This is a genomic window from Flavobacterium album, from assembly GCF_003096035.1.
GTDB lineage: Bacteria > Bacteroidota > Bacteroidia > Flavobacteriales > Flavobacteriaceae > Flavobacterium > Flavobacterium album.
Window position 1 is genome coordinate 2,117,159 of the sequence record NZ_CP029186.1, and the last position, 15,510, is coordinate 2,132,668.

17 protein-coding genes are annotated in these 15,510 nt (G+C 44.2%); 5 read left to right on the plus strand and 12 right to left on the minus strand.

What is annotated here, in order from left to right; translation table 11 throughout:
* Positions 1-25 precede the first annotated feature (25 nt).
* The 8 genes from HYN59_RS18260 to HYN59_RS09350 form a co-directional block, all read right to left on the minus strand.
* Complete coding sequence (locus tag HYN59_RS18260) at positions 26-478, minus strand: hypothetical protein (protein WP_245895519.1); 453 nt, start codon at positions 476-478, stop codon at positions 26-28.
* 104 nt (positions 479-582) lie between these two features.
* Positions 583-1,101, minus strand: a complete 519-nt coding sequence (locus HYN59_RS18265) for a hypothetical protein (protein WP_245895520.1) — start codon at positions 1,099-1,101, stop codon at positions 583-585.
* A 136-nt stretch (positions 1,102-1,237) separates the two neighbouring features.
* Positions 1,238-2,326, minus strand: coding sequence for a hypothetical protein (locus HYN59_RS09325; RefSeq protein ID WP_108778009.1), 1,089 nt, complete (start codon positions 2,324-2,326; stop codon positions 1,238-1,240).
* Between the two features lie 271 nt (positions 2,327-2,597).
* A complete protein-coding gene (locus HYN59_RS09330) occupies positions 2,598-3,140 on the minus strand; it encodes an acyl-CoA thioesterase (RefSeq protein ID WP_108778010.1) in 543 nt (180 codons plus the stop codon).
* Between the two features lie 2 nt (positions 3,141-3,142).
* Positions 3,143-4,540: a DNA recombination protein RmuC gene (locus tag HYN59_RS09335; RefSeq protein ID WP_108778011.1), complete on the minus strand. Its 1,398-nt coding sequence runs from the start codon at positions 4,538-4,540 to the stop codon at positions 3,143-3,145.
* Between the two features lie 157 nt (positions 4,541-4,697).
* Positions 4,698-5,165 carry a GyrI-like domain-containing protein gene (locus tag HYN59_RS09340; protein ID WP_108779694.1) on the minus strand — a complete coding sequence of 156 codons (468 nt, stop codon included), beginning with the start codon at positions 5,163-5,165 and terminating at the stop codon, positions 4,698-4,700.
* Positions 5,159-5,731, minus strand: coding sequence for a hypothetical protein (locus tag HYN59_RS09345; RefSeq protein WP_108778012.1), 573 nt, complete (start codon positions 5,729-5,731; stop codon positions 5,159-5,161). The genes HYN59_RS09340 and HYN59_RS09345 overlap by 7 nt, the downstream gene beginning before the upstream one ends.
* A gap of 54 nt (positions 5,732-5,785) precedes the next feature.
* A complete protein-coding gene (locus HYN59_RS09350; RefSeq protein WP_108778013.1) occupies positions 5,786-6,325 on the minus strand; it encodes a hypothetical protein in 540 nt (179 codons plus the stop codon).
* Positions 6,326-6,503: 178 nt separating this feature from the next.
* Here HYN59_RS09350 and rpmH point away from each other — a divergent pair, with 178 nt between their 5' ends.
* Both rpmH and carB read left to right on the plus strand, forming a co-directional pair.
* Positions 6,504-6,665 (plus strand): 50S ribosomal protein L34, encoded by a 162-nt coding sequence (rpmH, locus tag HYN59_RS09355; RefSeq protein ID WP_026979292.1) that lies wholly within the window; start codon positions 6,504-6,506, stop codon positions 6,663-6,665.
* Between the two features lie 217 nt (positions 6,666-6,882).
* On the plus strand, positions 6,883-9,735 hold the full coding sequence (carB, locus tag HYN59_RS09360) for a carbamoyl-phosphate synthase large subunit (RefSeq protein ID WP_108778014.1): 2,853 nt from the start codon (positions 6,883-6,885) through the stop codon (positions 9,733-9,735).
* 50 nt (positions 9,736-9,785) lie between these two features.
* Here carB and HYN59_RS09365 read toward each other — a convergent pair whose 3' ends face one another.
* Entirely contained in the window at positions 9,786-10,250 is a 465-nt protein-coding gene (locus HYN59_RS09365) for a glycosyl-4,4'-diaponeurosporenoate acyltransferase CrtO family protein (RefSeq protein ID WP_146185904.1), read from the minus strand.
* Positions 10,251-10,348: 98 nt separating this feature from the next.
* Here HYN59_RS09365 and HYN59_RS09370 point away from each other — a divergent pair, with 98 nt between their 5' ends.
* Positions 10,349-10,921, plus strand: a complete 573-nt coding sequence (locus tag HYN59_RS09370) for a hypothetical protein (RefSeq protein ID WP_108778016.1) — start codon at positions 10,349-10,351, stop codon at positions 10,919-10,921.
* 76 nt (positions 10,922-10,997) lie between these two features.
* Here the strand turns inward: HYN59_RS09370 and HYN59_RS09375 are convergent, their stop codons facing one another.
* The gene (locus HYN59_RS09375) at positions 10,998-11,210 is read right to left on the minus strand and encodes a DUF2188 domain-containing protein (protein WP_108778017.1); all 213 of its coding nucleotides are present in this window, start codon (positions 11,208-11,210) and stop codon (positions 10,998-11,000) included.
* A 223-nt stretch (positions 11,211-11,433) separates the two neighbouring features.
* Between HYN59_RS09375 and HYN59_RS09380 the strand changes: the two genes are divergently transcribed.
* Together HYN59_RS09380 and HYN59_RS09385 are read left to right on the plus strand one after the other, a co-directional pair.
* On the plus strand, positions 11,434-12,123 hold the full coding sequence (locus tag HYN59_RS09380) for a hypothetical protein (RefSeq protein WP_108778018.1): 690 nt from the start codon (positions 11,434-11,436) through the stop codon (positions 12,121-12,123).
* 252 nt (positions 12,124-12,375) lie between these two features.
* A complete protein-coding gene (locus HYN59_RS09385; RefSeq protein ID WP_108778019.1) occupies positions 12,376-12,630 on the plus strand; it encodes a DUF7218 family protein in 255 nt (84 codons plus the stop codon).
* Here the strand turns inward: HYN59_RS09385 and HYN59_RS09390 are convergent.
* Positions 12,627-13,259, minus strand: coding sequence for a hypothetical protein (locus HYN59_RS09390; RefSeq protein WP_108778020.1), 633 nt, complete (start codon positions 13,257-13,259; stop codon positions 12,627-12,629). The two genes, HYN59_RS09385 and HYN59_RS09390, sit on opposite strands and share 4 nt — an antisense overlap.
* A 176-nt stretch (positions 13,260-13,435) precedes the next feature.
* Positions 13,436-15,307, minus strand: a complete 1,872-nt coding sequence (locus tag HYN59_RS09395; protein ID WP_108778021.1) for an ABC-F family ATP-binding cassette domain-containing protein — start codon at positions 15,305-15,307, stop codon at positions 13,436-13,438.
* Between the last annotated feature and the right edge of the window lie 203 nt (positions 15,308-15,510).

Below are 15,510 nucleotides of genomic sequence, written 5' to 3' on the forward strand. Positions count from 1 at the left end.
TTTAGTTATTAGTAGTAGTCATAGGTTACTGGCAGGGTGCGTCCATAGAATTGATCCAGTCCTTCACCATAGCCACAGCCTCTTCGTGCACTATGGTCCTGCCCAGGATAGGCATCCTTTCTGAAGGTTCAACTGAATTTATCCGGTAATACAATGCGGAGCGTCCCGGATTTCTCTTGGCAACAATATAAGTGAGAGACGGGCTTGGGTGCTCTTGCGGAGGCACACATATTCCAAGATTTTGGGGGTTCCCTGTTTCGTTGAATGCGAAACGCATGGACATATAATCGCAGTGCGAACCCTCCTTATGGCAATGAGCGCAATTGATATCTACATAGGATCTTACCCTCAGGTCCAGTGGCTTGCTGGTGTCGGTCCAGTCAACAGTAGATACTATATCATTTGGTTTGTGATCCAGGTAACCCTCTTCAACCCATCGCGAAAGCTGGTCTTTTGCACCTTCGGGATACGTAAACATTTTGTTGAGGTTTTGCGGCTTTGGCCCAACCGGTATAGGATTGTCATTAGTCTTATGGCAGGTAAGGCACTCAGAAGCCGAAGGGATCTGGTAATTTGTTGTCTTTACAGTACCGTTCTCGCTCCACGATACATTGGTATAGCCGCCTTCAAGGTTGAGTACCGCTTCGGTTTGGTCTTCATTCCAGATGTAATCGGCAAATATCCACTTGTCTGCCTTTTTATCAGCAGCCTGGTCTCGATGATCCGTGTCGTGTTGGCAGGCTGTACATTATCATAGTAAAATGTTTTTATCAGGACAGTACCCACCGGAAAATTCAATATTTCTGAATCCGCTGTAAAAGTAGCAGTTGCGCCATCAGGCATCCATACAAACCTCTTCTTGTGCGCATAGTCGGTAAACAGCGCACTGTTCAGGTCATAGGGCAGCACTTTGTAGGCCGGCTGCTGGTCTTTCATATCGCCTTCGAAGAATTTATAATCTGAAAGTTTTGCATAAGGAACTGCCGAAAGGTCGAGTTGTACCGGGGAAACTTTAATGTATTCTTCGTCGTCTCCGCATGAGGTAAGTGTAATAAATAAAGACAAAAACAACAAATTCTTTAAAGCGTAAAGTTTTTTCATGGTATTATCGTAGCAATTTTTGTAAAATGATAACAAATATATGATAAAACCTTTTTGTTTGAAGTTTTTGTTAAAGAAAAGTTAGCTTCCTCTGTGTTAAAAGTTTAGGCGATAAAGCGAAATAATCCGATTAAATTCACGGGCAGGGCGCATCCATGGAATTTATCCATTGTTCGATGAGGGCCAGGGCTTCCTCATGCACTATAGTGCGGCCCACCATAGGCATCATTTCAGACATTTCGTTATTGCTCATCCGGAAATAAAGCAGTGACATGTCTATGTTTTGCTTCGCCACAATATGGGTTTGGTCTCCTGTAACAAAATCATGGGGTTCAACACATACACCAAGGTTTGCAGGGTCTGTAGTTTTTTCGAACGCCAGGTTCATCGAGGGCATATTGCACTGTCCGCCATCAGTATGGCAGTGGCCGCAATTGATATCCAGGTACGAGCGCACCCTCAGCTCCAAAGGCTTACTTGTATCTTCCCAATTTACGGTCGAGTTTATTTGCGAAGGGTAGCCTTCTGCCAGATAGCCAACTTTTACCCATCCTGACAGCTGGTTTTCGGTGCCATCGGCATAAGTGTACATCTTATTGATGTTTTGCGGCTTAGGGCCAATAGGTACCGGCACTCCATTGCTTTTATGGCACAGGGCGCATTCCATTGCCGAAGGTATCTTGTAGTTGATGATCCGCGTTGCATCATTCTGGTACCACATCACCCGCCTGGACCTGCCGTTCATATTCAATACGGCTTCGGTGTGGTCTTCATTCCATATATAAGTGGCAAATACCCAGCCTGTGGCTTTCTTTATCATCAGCCTCGTTTCTACTATATCCGTCTCACGGTTTGGTACGGTGTTGTCGTAATAAAAGGTCTTTATCAGCACAGTACCAACAGGGAATTCAAGCACCTTCCCATCGTCGGCATAGGTAGCTTTTACGCCTTCCGGCATCCAGATGAACCTTTTTTTAAGGGCATAGTCGGTAAATAGGGCGCTGTTCAGGTCGTAGGGTATGACTTTGTACGCAGGCTGCAGGTTTTTCATTTCGCCCTCAAAGAACTTGTATTTTGACAAGCTGTCATACGGGGCAGCATCCAGGTCCAGCACTACCGGGGAAACCGGCACATATTCCTGTCCGCTGTCATCCGTACCGCAGGAAATCGCGATAAACAGTAATGTTGTTATAGCAAGAAGGTATAAAAAGTGCTGTTTTTTCATGTCGCAATTAGTTGTGTCGGTGGCAAATATATAATAAAACCAATTGTGTTTGCCGCTAAGTGAAAAAATCTATTGACGACCTCAATTTATTTAACCACATAGGGACATAGTTTTTTTCATAGAGACAGTTAAGCATAAGTGCACAATAGATTGAAGCATAGCTTCAATCCTATGTTTGACTATAATTTAAAAGCGGTTTTTACCTTTTGGTAGCTTAAGTTAAGCTATGTACCTATGTGGTTAAAATTTTTAGAATTGCTGTTTTAAGTTATTACAAATCCAGCTTTACCCTGTATTGTTTAAGCCCTTCCAAAGCTTCGGTCGAACTGTAGTCAAACGTTTCCAGATGCTGGTCATGCTCTTTCTTCTGGGCGATAAGCTTTACTGCGTTACAAAAACGGCGCACTTCATCCATATTGGAAAGTACCAGGGGAGGTACGGTCACATTTTTGCCGCTGCTGTCTTTGGCTACCATTGTAAAGTAGGAGGAGTTGCAGTGTTTTACCTTGCCTGTCTGTATATTTTCAGAGGTTACCCGTATACCAACGATCATGGAGCTGTTGCCCACATAGTTTACCGAGGCCTTCATCGTCACTAATTCGCCAACTTCAATAGGGTTAAGGAAATCCACCGTATCTACTGATGCTGTTACACAATAGGTGCCACTGTATTTCGATGCTGCCGCAAAAGCTATCTGGTCCATCAGCATCAGGATATAGCCGCCATGTATCTTGCCGCTAAAATTGGTGTGCGAAGGCAGCATCAGCTCGGATATAGTTATTTTGGAGGCGCTTACTTTTTTTGCTTTATCCATGATTATTGGTTTAATAGTTGGTCAGGCCCTTCGTCAATCCTATCTTCGTCCTGCTGCAACGCACGGGAAACTATATTGTCAGGTAGAGTTTTATTTGTTTTAGCACCCATTTTTTTTAGTTTTTCAATGGTAATAATAATGTTACCACGTCCATCAACCAATTTGCCCATGGCATTCTGATATTCAGTTTGGGCATCTTTCATTTTATTGCCAACTTTCGTGAGATCGGTCACAAAACCTAAAAACTTTTCATATAATGACCCTGCTAGTCGGGCTATCTCATATGCGTTCTCCTGCTGTTTTTGGTTGGTCCACATAGTGTCAATAGTACGCAGCGTAGCAAGGAGGGTGCTCGGCGTAACAATTACGATATTGCGCTCAAAGGCTTTGCTGTACAAGGTAGCATCTTCGTTAAGCGCACAGGCAAAGGCAGGTTCCATCGGAATGAAAAGCAATACAAAATCAGGGCTTTCAATTTTATAAAGGTCATGGTAGTTCTTTTCGCTCAACTGGTCAATGTGGCGGCGTATGGAGTTGCAATGCTCTTTGAGGTGTACGGCTTTAAGCACATCGTCTTCCTCATTTATAAAGCGCTCGTAGGCTACTAATGATACTTTCGAATCGACGATCATCTTCTTGCCATCCGGCAGGTTGATCACTACGTCGGGTTGGATGCGGCTGCCTTCATCGTTCACATGGCTTTGCTGTACATAATATTCGCGGTCTTTTTCCAACCCCGACTTTTGAAGCACGCGTTCCAGTATCAGTTCGCCCCAGTTGCCCTGCATCTTGGTGTCGCCTTTCAGGGCACGTGTCAGGTTTAGTGTCTCGCGGCTCATTTGCTCGTTCATGTCTTTCAGGCCGATGATCTGCTGGCGAAGCGCCGCATGATAGTCAATGCTTTCCTTGTGGGTATCTTCTACCTTCTTTTCAAAAAGGTGTATCTTTTCCTGAAGCGGGGAAAGAATGTTCTTTAGATTTTCCCTGTTTTGCTCCGTAAACTTATTTGATTTTTCTTCCAGTATTTTATTAGCCAGGTTCTCGAATTCCTTCGTGAATTTCTCCCGCAGCTCTTCAGTCTCTTTGCGCTGTTCCCGCATGCGCTCCATAAGGTTGTCGAAGTCGGTTTCTTTCTTGGTGAGCTGTATGCTGAGCGCGTCTTTAGCCTGACGAAGGTCGTCGCGTTCGGTATGGGCAAGCGCCAATTGCTTTTCAAGGTTAAGGCGTTCGGTTTGTGACTGGCTCCTGGTCTGTTCTACCTGCATTTGCAGGCTGTTGTTGCGTTCCTCCAGCACTTTTTGTTCGGCGGAAGATTTAGATGAAAACACAGCCTTGCCAACAAAGATTCCTATGGCAAGGGCAATGATAAAGGCGAGTAGTAGCGTGAGGGTCTCAGGCATATAAATGATTTTTGATGATGGGTAAAAGTAAGGAAAATTATGCAATATATTTCCCTCTATGCTGTTCTCGACTGCGCTTGAACTGACAACGGAATTAAGAATATTCACGGTATTATTATCGTTGGACGGTTGTCACATCGAGCGCAGTCGAGATGCGTTACTTCACCGATAAATAAATAGCCACCTCCGCATTGTTCCAGTCCATCTTTTCAGGATAAATTTCAAAGTCATAGCCATACGCCCTCTCAATATCCGACTTCCAGATGTCGCGCCAAGCATCGGCAACGCAATCCGGCATTTTACCTTTGGCGGTTATAACCTTATACTTCTGTACTGGAATGGTAATGGAGTCAAGCCCCGCAGGCACTTCCGTTCCCGGAGCAACCGGGCAGCCGATGAAGTAGGAGTAAGGCTCGGTATAGTCGCCGTCATACTCAAAATACACGGCATAGGTAGCACCATTGAGCTTGTTGGGGATTTTGTTTGGTACGAAGCTGCCCATGTACTCCTGCCACAACGCACCGCAGTCCTCCATAGCTTTTTCGTTTTTGTTGGTGGTTTTATAGCTTAGTTTAAGACCGATAAGGGTGATGGGGTTGTTATTGTGATTTTGATTGATTACCATATTTTCCACCAGAATTTTTTTTGCATTGGGCTTTCATCCAAATTATATTGGATGCCTGTTGTTTCTTTAGTATCTATATTTAGAGTGAAGTCAAACCATCCCCAATTGCGGTTATGGTCAGAATACTGTCCCTTAATTATATTGTGTTCAACAGTTGTAATAGTTAGTCCGTCAATAGAGATTCGGCCTGAAATCCAAAAACTTCCGTCTGGTTCAATTACCGTTATTTCTATATCGTTGTGCAAAATAACACGTCCATCAGGAGTTTGAAATCCATTACAATAATTAATATTTAAAAATGATAAAGGGACTTCTTGTTCCGCACTCATTACATAGCCTGCACCACCTGCAATTATCAATACGTTGGATTTGTCAAGTTCAAAAACAGCACTAAATTGCTTCAATCCTAATTTAAAGTTACCAACCCACTCGTCTCCTCCTGATTTAAAAAATTTGACAATAAAACCTTCTGAGAAATCAGAGATATACGTAATCCCATTACTTATGGGGATATACATTGGACCTGTAGCAGGTAAGCTTCTCAAGATTTCATAGGATTTTGCCATTAGCCAAAAGTAAAAATAAAAGCACAAAAAAACCGCCCTTCCGGACGGTCTCTCTTAATATCTTCTCATCTGCACCTGCGGACCTTTCTTCATTTGGTCTTTCATCATTTTTATCTGGTCCTTCAGCATGCCCTGTTTGTCGAGTTTTTTCGCTTCTATCAGTAATTTTTCCGCTTCTATCTTGCGGTTCTTGCTCATCGCGATACCGGCAAGGTTCAGCTTTACCATCGCCATGTCCTGGTCCATCGTAAGGCCAAGCTCAACGGCTTTCTTAAGGTGCTTTTCAGCCAGTGTGAGGTTGGTTTGCGAAAGCATAAGCCCTTTCAGGTAGTTATAGTAGCCCTGCTGCTTGCGTACCAGCGCACCTTCAGGGTTCTTTATTTTGTCAAGCCATTTGTTGGCGCCGTCAAAATCCTGCTTCCTCAGTTGCAGGAAGGCCATGATGATGTACTCGTTCTTAAAGTACAGCAGTACTATGATACCCGCCAGCAGCAGCAGGAAAATGCCGTTGCCAATGTTGCTTTCGGTAAACTGCCATGCAGCGGTTATAACAATAAGGGCTGCGATTGCGAGCTTTATGTTTTTATTGAACATGATTATATATTTTTGCGGTTGCAAAGGTAATAAAAGGAGATAAACAGAATTGAAAAATATTTTTAATAAACCACTTGCGTGGAAAAAAAACCTTTGTATATTTGCACTCGGTTTTGGAAAGACGATTTCCACGATACCCCGGTAAGATATTTCAATAAGATTTTAAAGATACAAAGCAATGAGTAAGAGAACGTTTCAACCATCGAAAAGAAAAAGAAGAAATAAGCACGGTTTTATGGAAAGAATGGCTTCTGCCAATGGTAGAAAAGTGCTTGCTCGCAGAAGGGCCAAAGGAAGGCATAAACTAACTGTTTCCAGCGAACCTAGGCACAAAAAATAATGTTTGTACACAAGCATATATAAAGGCGTTACTGTTATTGGTAACGCCTTTTTTTATAGGCCTCACCCCAGCCCTCTCCAAATGAGAGTGAGCAGCTACACTCTTTCCCGTAACAGTTGCGGCTGAGTTCCCCTCTCTTTTGGAGAGGGGGTAGGGGGTGAGGCCAAAAATTCACTAAATTTGCACACTTTCTATAAACAACAACTACAACACAACAATGCCTAAAGACACATCCATCAAATCTGTTCTTATTATCGGCTCCGGCCCTATCATTATCGGCCAGGCCTGCGAATTCGACTATGCGGGCTCACAGGCGGCGCGCTCCATCAGGGAAGAGGGTATCGAGGTGATCCTGATCAACTCCAACCCGGCTACTATCATGACCGACCCCTCTATGGCCGACCATGTGTACCTGAAGCCGCTCACCACAAAATCCATAATTGAAATATTAAAAGCGCACCCGAACATCGATGCCGTGCTCCCAACCATGGGCGGGCAGACGGCGCTCAACCTTTGCCTCGAGGCGGAGGAAAAAGGCATTTGGGCCGACTTTAATGTTCGCCTTATCGGGGTGGACATCAACGCCATCAACATTACCGAAGACAGGGAGCAGTTCAAACAGCTGCTCGAAAGGATAGAAATACCTGCAGCGCCGGCCAAAACGGCCAACTCCTTTCTGAAGGGGAAAGAGATTGCACAGGAATTCGGCTTCCCGTTGGTAATACGCCCGTCGTTCACGCTGGGTGGTACAGGAGCCGCTTTCGTACACCATAAGGAAGATTTCGATGAGCTGCTTACCCGCGGCCTCGAGGCTTCGCCGATACATGAAGTGCTTATCGATAAAGCCCTTTTAGGCTGGAAAGAATACGAATTGGAGCTCCTTCGCGACCAGAATGACAACGTGGTAATCATCTGTTCTATTGAAAACATGGACCCGATGGGTATCCACACCGGTGACAGTATTACGGTTGCGCCTGCCATGACACTATCGGACAGGACATTCCAAAGGATGCGCGACATGGCCATAAAAATGATGCGCAGCATCGGGAACTTTGCGGGCGGATGTAACGTACAATTTGCCGTTAGCCCTGACGAGAAAGAAGATATCGTTGCCATCGAGATCAACCCGCGCGTGTCGCGTTCCTCAGCGCTGGCTTCAAAAGCGACAGGGTACCCGATTGCGAAAGTGGCATCAAAATTAGCATTAGGCTACAACCTTGATGAACTGAAGAACCAGATCACCAAAACAACGTCGGCATTGTTCGAGCCGACACTTGACTATGTTATCGTAAAGATACCGCGCTGGAACTTCGATAAGTTCGAAGGCGCTGACCGTACCCTTGGCCTGCAGATGAAGTCGGTAGGCGAGGTGATGGGCATCGGGCGCTCGTTCCAGGAAGCGTTGCACAAAGCAACACAGTCATTGGAAATAAAACGCAACGGCCTTGGTGCTGATGGCAAGGGATATAAGAACTACGAGCAGATCATCGACAAACTGACCCATGCGAGCTGGGACCGTGTGTTCGTGATTTATGATGCGATACAAATGGGTATCCCATTGAGCCGTATCCACGAAATAACAAAGATCGATATGTGGTTCCTTAAGCAGTATGAAGAATTATACCTGCTTGAAAAGGAAATATCCACATTCAAAATAGATAACCTTCCGAAAGAATTGCTTTTGGAAGCCAAGCAAAAAGGCTTTGCCGACAGGCAGATTGCCCACATGATGGGATGTCTGGAAAGCCAGGTGTACAACCTGCGTGAGGAAATGGGCATAAAGCGCGTTTACAAGCTGGTAGATACCTGCGCTGCAGAATTCGAGGCGAAGACACCTTACTACTACTCAACATTCGAAGCCGAGATCGAAAAGGCTGATGGTACACGCTACGTGCATAACGAGAGTGTGGTTTCCGACAGGAAAAAAGTGGTGGTGCTCGGCTCAGGGCCGAACAGGATCGGGCAGGGTATCGAGTTCGACTACTCCTGTGTGCATGGCGTATTGGCAGCATCCGAATGCGGCTACGAAACCATCATGATCAACTGTAACCCTGAAACGGTGTCAACCGACTTCGATACCGCCGATAAACTTTACTTTGAGCCGGTTTTCTGGGAACATATATACGATATCATCCGCCACGAAAAGCCGGAAGGCGTTATCGTACAGCTGGGCGGGCAGACTGCCCTTAAGCTTGCCGAAAAGCTGGACCGCTACGGCATAAAAATATTAGGTACCAGCTTTGATGCGCTCGACCTTGCCGAAGATCGCGGGCGTTTCTCAGAACTGCTTTCGGAGCTTGGAATTCCGTTCCCAAAATTCGGGGTGGCCGAGAATGCCGACCAGGCCTCACAGCTTGCCGATACGCTCGATTTCCCGTTATTGGTGCGTCCATCTTACGTACTTGGCGGGCAGGGCATGAAGATCGTGATCAACAAGCAGGAACTGGAAGAGCACGTTATCGACCTGTTGAAAAACATACCGGGCAACAAACTGCTGCTCGACCATTACCTTGATGGCGCTATTGAGGCTGAAGCCGATGCTATTTGCGATGGCGAGAATGTATACATCATCGGGATCATGGAGCATATCGAGCCATGCGGGGTGCACTCGGGCGACTCGAATGCTACATTGCCACCGTTCAACCTGGGCGAGTTCGTGATGCAGCAGATCAAAGACCATACGAAGAAAATAGCCCTTGCGCTCAAAACCGTTGGGCTTATCAATATACAGTTTGCCATTAAAGACGATATCGTATATATCATCGAGGCTAACCCGAGGGCATCACGCACCGTTCCTTTTATCGCAAAAGCCTATGGTGAGCCGTATGTAAATTATGCCACCAAAGTAATGCTGGGCCACAATAAAGTGACCGACTTCACCTTCAATCCGCACCTTAAAGGTTATGCGATAAAGCAGCCGGTGTTCTCGTTCAACAAGTTCCCGGGCGTGAACAAAAAGCTGGGCCCGGAAATGAAATCGACAGGAGAGAGCATCCTGTTTATTGATGACTTGAAGGACGATCAGTTCTACGAATTGTATTCAAGAAGGAAAATGTACCTGAGCAGGTAATATTCTTATTCAAATTATAATAACTAAAATTCCCTCTCGCAGGGAATTTTTTATTTATAGGCTCTTAATATCCTGTCCAGCCTACGCTTATTGTATTGCTGTACCAGTGCCGGGTAAAGATGGAAAGCTACATTGGCTATAAGTAAAGGGAAAAATCCCTGTTCGCGATAATGCAGGACTTTACTGAGAACGGCAAGCACAGCGACTAACAAAAAAGCAATAAGATGGCTGATCTCAGCATACGTCATTTCATTTCTCAGTGATTGCAGCTTTTGCTTGTCGGGCCTTTCGGTAAGTTTTAGCACCGGATTAAAATGCCTCCAGAATGATGTCACCAATATGTGTTTAAAATAAAGTACGCCCAGGTAACGGTTTGCCTTTTCGCCGGTTATAAAATTGAAATTGGATAGCCGTATATAGAAATTCATATTTCTTATAGCTGTATTGATAAGCAATCCTATGACTGCGAAAGAAAAAGCGATGGATATTGAACCCAATATGTAGGCAAGCATCATTGTAAGGATTTGGGCAAATATAGGGATACTTTCGAATTTTTTTATTGGCCTGATTATTGAAACCTGCTTTACAACTATCTTTAGCAAAATTTAAATCCATGAAAAAACTGATCCTACTTTCGCTTCTAATTATAACATCCTTAAACACATTCGCGCAGGACAAAAAGTCCCTCGAACAACGCGCGATCCTCAATTACAGCTATACGGCATCAGAACAATATGAAAAGTTGCTGGACCTAACGTATCCGAAGCTGTTTACCATTATCCCAAGGGAAAAAATGGTGGAGCTGTTGAAGCGCATGACCAAAGGTGATGGCTTTAGTATATCTATCGCGCCTGTTGCGCCTAACTTTGCGTTTAGCGAGATCAAAAAAATTGATGATGCGTATTATAGCGTGCTTACGTACGACCTTACCATGAAAATGAGGTTTACCGAGCCGGTTGGCGACCAGGAACTGGCAGGCCTTCTGCCTTCGTTTAAAACAGCAATGAAGACGGATAATATAACTTTTGATAAAAAGGATAACTCATTTACGATAATAAAAAAGTCACAATCCGTAGCTGTTTACGATAAGCTGGGCAACAACCAGTGGATGTTCGTGAATAATACCGATGGGCCTGTAAAAGAAAAGATATTCAGTGAAAAAGTTATAAAGGGATTGGGTATTTAATGAATACAAGATGCCATTTATAAACAACAAAAAAAGCCACAGATCATGTGGCTTTTTCGTTTATTGTCAGATGGGATTATGCTACTTTCGGGAAATGCTTTTCCTCATGTACCGTTCCATCCACTTTATATATGATCACCGAACTTTTCGCATGGCCTTTTGCCAATGCGATAGTGCGGTCTACAACTTCACTTTTATGGTCACCGGTCACTGATGCCCTGCCTGAATTTTCAAGGATGCTTTTCCAGCCGTGTCCATTTCGGGTAACATGATATATCTTGCGTTCCATGGTATTATAATTTAATTGTACTGCAAATGTACCAGGAAACAGCTTTGAGGTGTCTTAATAAAGTGCCAATTAATACATCCTTAAAGTTAATGATTTCTTAAAAATCATAAAATCCTCCCAACTGTATTAAATTATTCTTAATAAATTACTTAAAATTTTATACTTATTGTGGTGTTGTGTAATTTTGGTTACTCAATAATGTAACATAAAATACAAAACAACCATGAAAAATTTCAATTTAGTTTTAGGTACAGTGCTTATAGCTGCAGGACTTACTTCTTGTAAAGATGAGGCAAAAGAAACTGCAGAGCACAATGTAGACCACTATGTGGTATTTGTAGATTCAGTAAATGGCCTTGACGCTGCAGAAAGGGCTGCTAACTGGGCTGCTATAGATGCAGAATACCAGGCGAGAGTAGCAGAAGCAGATGCTGCAATGGCTACACTTAAAGATGACGAGGCTGCAAAAAAGAGGATCGAGGAAAGCAAAGCGAAGTATGACGGTGTGAAAATGCAGGCTGAAAATGAAGCTAAAGCTAAAATGGAAGCCGAAGCTGCGGCAAAAGCAGGCAATCCAATGGCTGACAAATTGTTCGGACCGGGCAATGTTGTTGGAAACGACATGACATTCTCTTGGGTGAACAAAGACAACATCCTTAGTGTTTACCAAAAATTCTATGAAACTTTTGATTCAGAAAAAGATGAATATTCAAGACAGGATCTTGACAAGGTAAAAGCATGGTATGAAGCTCTTGATGCAAGGAAAAACACCGTTGAAAAAGAAGGACTTTCTACTTCAGATAACAACAAGATTGCCGGTATCAAGCTTAAATTCGCACCTAAATTCCGTTGGGAACGTTTAACTGCTAAAGGTGAAGAAAACAAAGAAGCTAAAGAAAAAGCAGACAAATAATAAATAAGGTTTTTATATAATTTGTGCGGGAAGGTATGCGAAAGCATACCTTCTTTTTTTGTCTTACGGGGATCTGAAGGATGTTGTGTCATTTCGACCGAAGTGCAACGGAGTGGAGAAATCTCTTATAACGTGAATATTAATTGAAATGACTTTATAATTTCATTCAGATGGCTTTAACGGGCGATTAACGCAGTATGGTTTTATTGTTTTGTAATTTTAAAATAGTAATAACCACTAAATTATAAAATTATGCCGGGAGGAAAATCACCGGGCCCGCAGGTCAAGGATAAAGACCAGTATGAGGCCCTTCGCGACAAAGGCTACAGTAAAGAGAAATCGGCAAGGATAGCCAATAGTAAAGGCGCTGAAAAGCGTGGGGGAAAAGCAGGAAAATATGAAGAACGCACGAAAGCAGATCTTTATAAGGAAGCACAGAAAGTAGGCATTGAAGGCCGCTCTAAAATGACGAAAGCCGAACTGGCAAAAGCATTGCGCACCAACTAGCCCAGTAATCCATAACCGTTTTTCAGGCCCAGCAAGGCGTCCCTGAAAAATGACTTTGAAGGACGGACAATAAAATGCTGGTGCACCTGCTCCCTACGGAAAAAGATGATTCCGAGGTGGTAAGCGTCAACAGTAACGGTGGCCTTGGGGTGGCTAAGTATACTGTCCCAGGCAGCTTCCATTGCTGCATTTGCGTGTATGTTGGGCAGGAGGCACACAGTATCATTATTCGAATTAGATACTATTTTTTCAAAAGAAGCCATCACGGCTTCTTTTTCATTATCGGCGATTACGGCAAAGTCGGTACCACCGGGGATGGGCGCTAACGGTGAAAAGAACCACAGTTTGATCTTATTTTCCTCGCCGGCATACCGAAGCATTTCTATTACTTTATCTGCATTTTCACCTATAACGAATGATTTCGCCGGCCTTAGGTAATTCACCACACGGTACAGCAATTCTGCAGCGGGATAGCCTATCTGCATATTCTGGCTACGGTATTCCTTTTTAGACAGCCTTGGGCCTTTCGCATAAAAAGCCTTGCTCACGAACCGGAACATAAACGGCGAATGGATCCCGTGATCGTCCAGGGATTTCCAAAGGAATTGTATGTAAGATAACGTGCTCATTTGTTAATATCAGTTTTCAATCGCAGCCTGCCTGCCGGCCAAGGCAGGTCGCAGTTTTCAGGCCCGGTCGTTACTTTGTCACATCAGGCAGAGCCGAGATGCCAACGTGTTGTTCTCGACTACGCTCGAACTGACATGACGGTACTTAGACTGTGACTGAAAACTGCGACTGTCAACTATTCCTCCATTTTCGCGCTCAGCTCAAACCATCTTTCGGTTTTCTCATCAAGGTCTTTCAATACCTTTTCAAGGTCGGATGCTTTTTGGGCAATGTCTTTATCGGCTATGGTTCCGTCGGCAAACTGTTTTTCAATAGTTTCTTTCTCGCGCTCCAGGTCCTTAATGTCTTTTTCTATTTTTTGGAATTCTTTCTGCTCATTAAAGGTTAGGCCAGCCTTCACATTGTTCTGCTTCCAATTCTTTTTAGCATTGTCGCCCACGGGCTTCAGTTCTTCCTTAGCAGGCTCGGTACTATCTTCATAACTACGGAAATCGCTGTAATTCCCAGGGAAATCCTCCACGGCACCTTCGCCCCTGAAAACGAACAGGTGGTCTACGATCTTATCCATAAAATACCTGTCGTGCGATACCACTACAAGGCATCCCGGATAATCGAGCAGGAAGCTTTCCAGTACGTTCAGCGTAACAATATCAAGGTCGTTGGTAGGTTCATCCAGTATCAGGAAGTTCGGGTTTTGGATTAATACGGTACATAAATACAGGCGTTTCAATTCACCGCCACTCAGCTTTTCAACAAAATCGTATTGCTTTTTACGGTCGAACAGGAAGCGTTCTAATAGCTGCGCTGCCGATATAATCCTGCCTTTTGCAAGCGGAATGTATTCGCCGAATTCTTTTATAATATCAATTACCTTCTGCTCCGGCTTCGGGTTAATACCGCTTTGTGTGTAATACCCCAGTTTTATGGTATCGCCCACTACAACTTTCCCACTATCCGGCGGGAGTGTCTGCGTAAGGATATTTAGGAAGGTTGATTTTCCGGTACCATTCTTACCGATAATACCGATACGTTCGCCTTTTTTAAAATTAAAGCTGAAATTCTCAAGTATCGTCTTGTCTTTAAACTTCTTTGTAATATTATGCAGCTCCACGATCTTGCTGCCCATGCGCTCCATATTGATCTCCAACTCTACCTGGTGCTCCTTGCGGCGGCTGTGGGCTTTTTCCTGGATCACATAAAAGTCGTCCTGGCGTGACTTCGACTTTGTAGTACGCGCCTTTGGCTGGCGGCGCATCCAGTCGAGTTCTTTTACATACAGGTTCTTAGCCTTGTCGATACTGGCATTTTCGGCAGCAATCCGTTCTTCTTTTTTGGTAAGGTAGTAGGAGTAGTTTCCTTTGTATTGGTAAAGTTTCCCGTTCTCAAGCTCAATGATCTCATTACATACACGTTCTAAAAAGAAGCGGTCGTGCGTTACCATGAAAAGCGTCATATTCTCTTTGGCGAAATAATTCTCCAGCCATTCGATCATTTCAAGGTCAAGGTGGTTGGTAGGCTCATCGAGGATTAGCAGGTCGGGCTTACTGGTCAGGATGATAGCCAGGGCAACGCGCTTCTTTTGTCCCCCGCTAAGGTTCTTTATTTTCAGTTTCAGGTCTTCCAGCTTCAGTTTAGAGAGGATCTGTTTGTATTGGGTCTCAAAATCCCAGGCATTGTGAAGTTCCATTTTTTCAAAAGCCTTTTGGTAGGCTTCTTCGTTTTCGGGGTTTTCCAGGGCCTTTTCATATTGCTCAATCACTTTCAGTACCTCGTTATCCGATGCAAAAATGCTTTCCTCTATCGTTAACTCCGGATCGAGCTTTGGCTCCTGCGAAAGGAAGGCCATCTTAATCTCTTTACGGATAACCACCTGCCCGGTGTCCGGCATGTCTTCCCCGGTAATGATCTTCAGGATGCTGGTTTTACCGGTACCGTTCTTAGCTACGAAAGCAATTTTCTGGTCTTTATTGATGCCAAAGGAAAGGTTCTCGAAAAGCGTGCGCTCGCCGAATGACTTGGATATGTTCTCTACTGAAAGGTAATTCACTGTACGATTTTTTGCAAAAGTAACGTATTAATTACGAATTAAAAATTGATGATGCTAATTATCAGGAGCGAATGGCTGGGGGCTTTTCCAGTAATGGCAATTCCTGTCCTGTCCCGCTAAGGCGGGATGTCCGCACTATCCCTCGTGCCTCGGGGATGCCGCTGCGATCAGGGCTAATGAAGCAATTTGATAACCTTTTGACT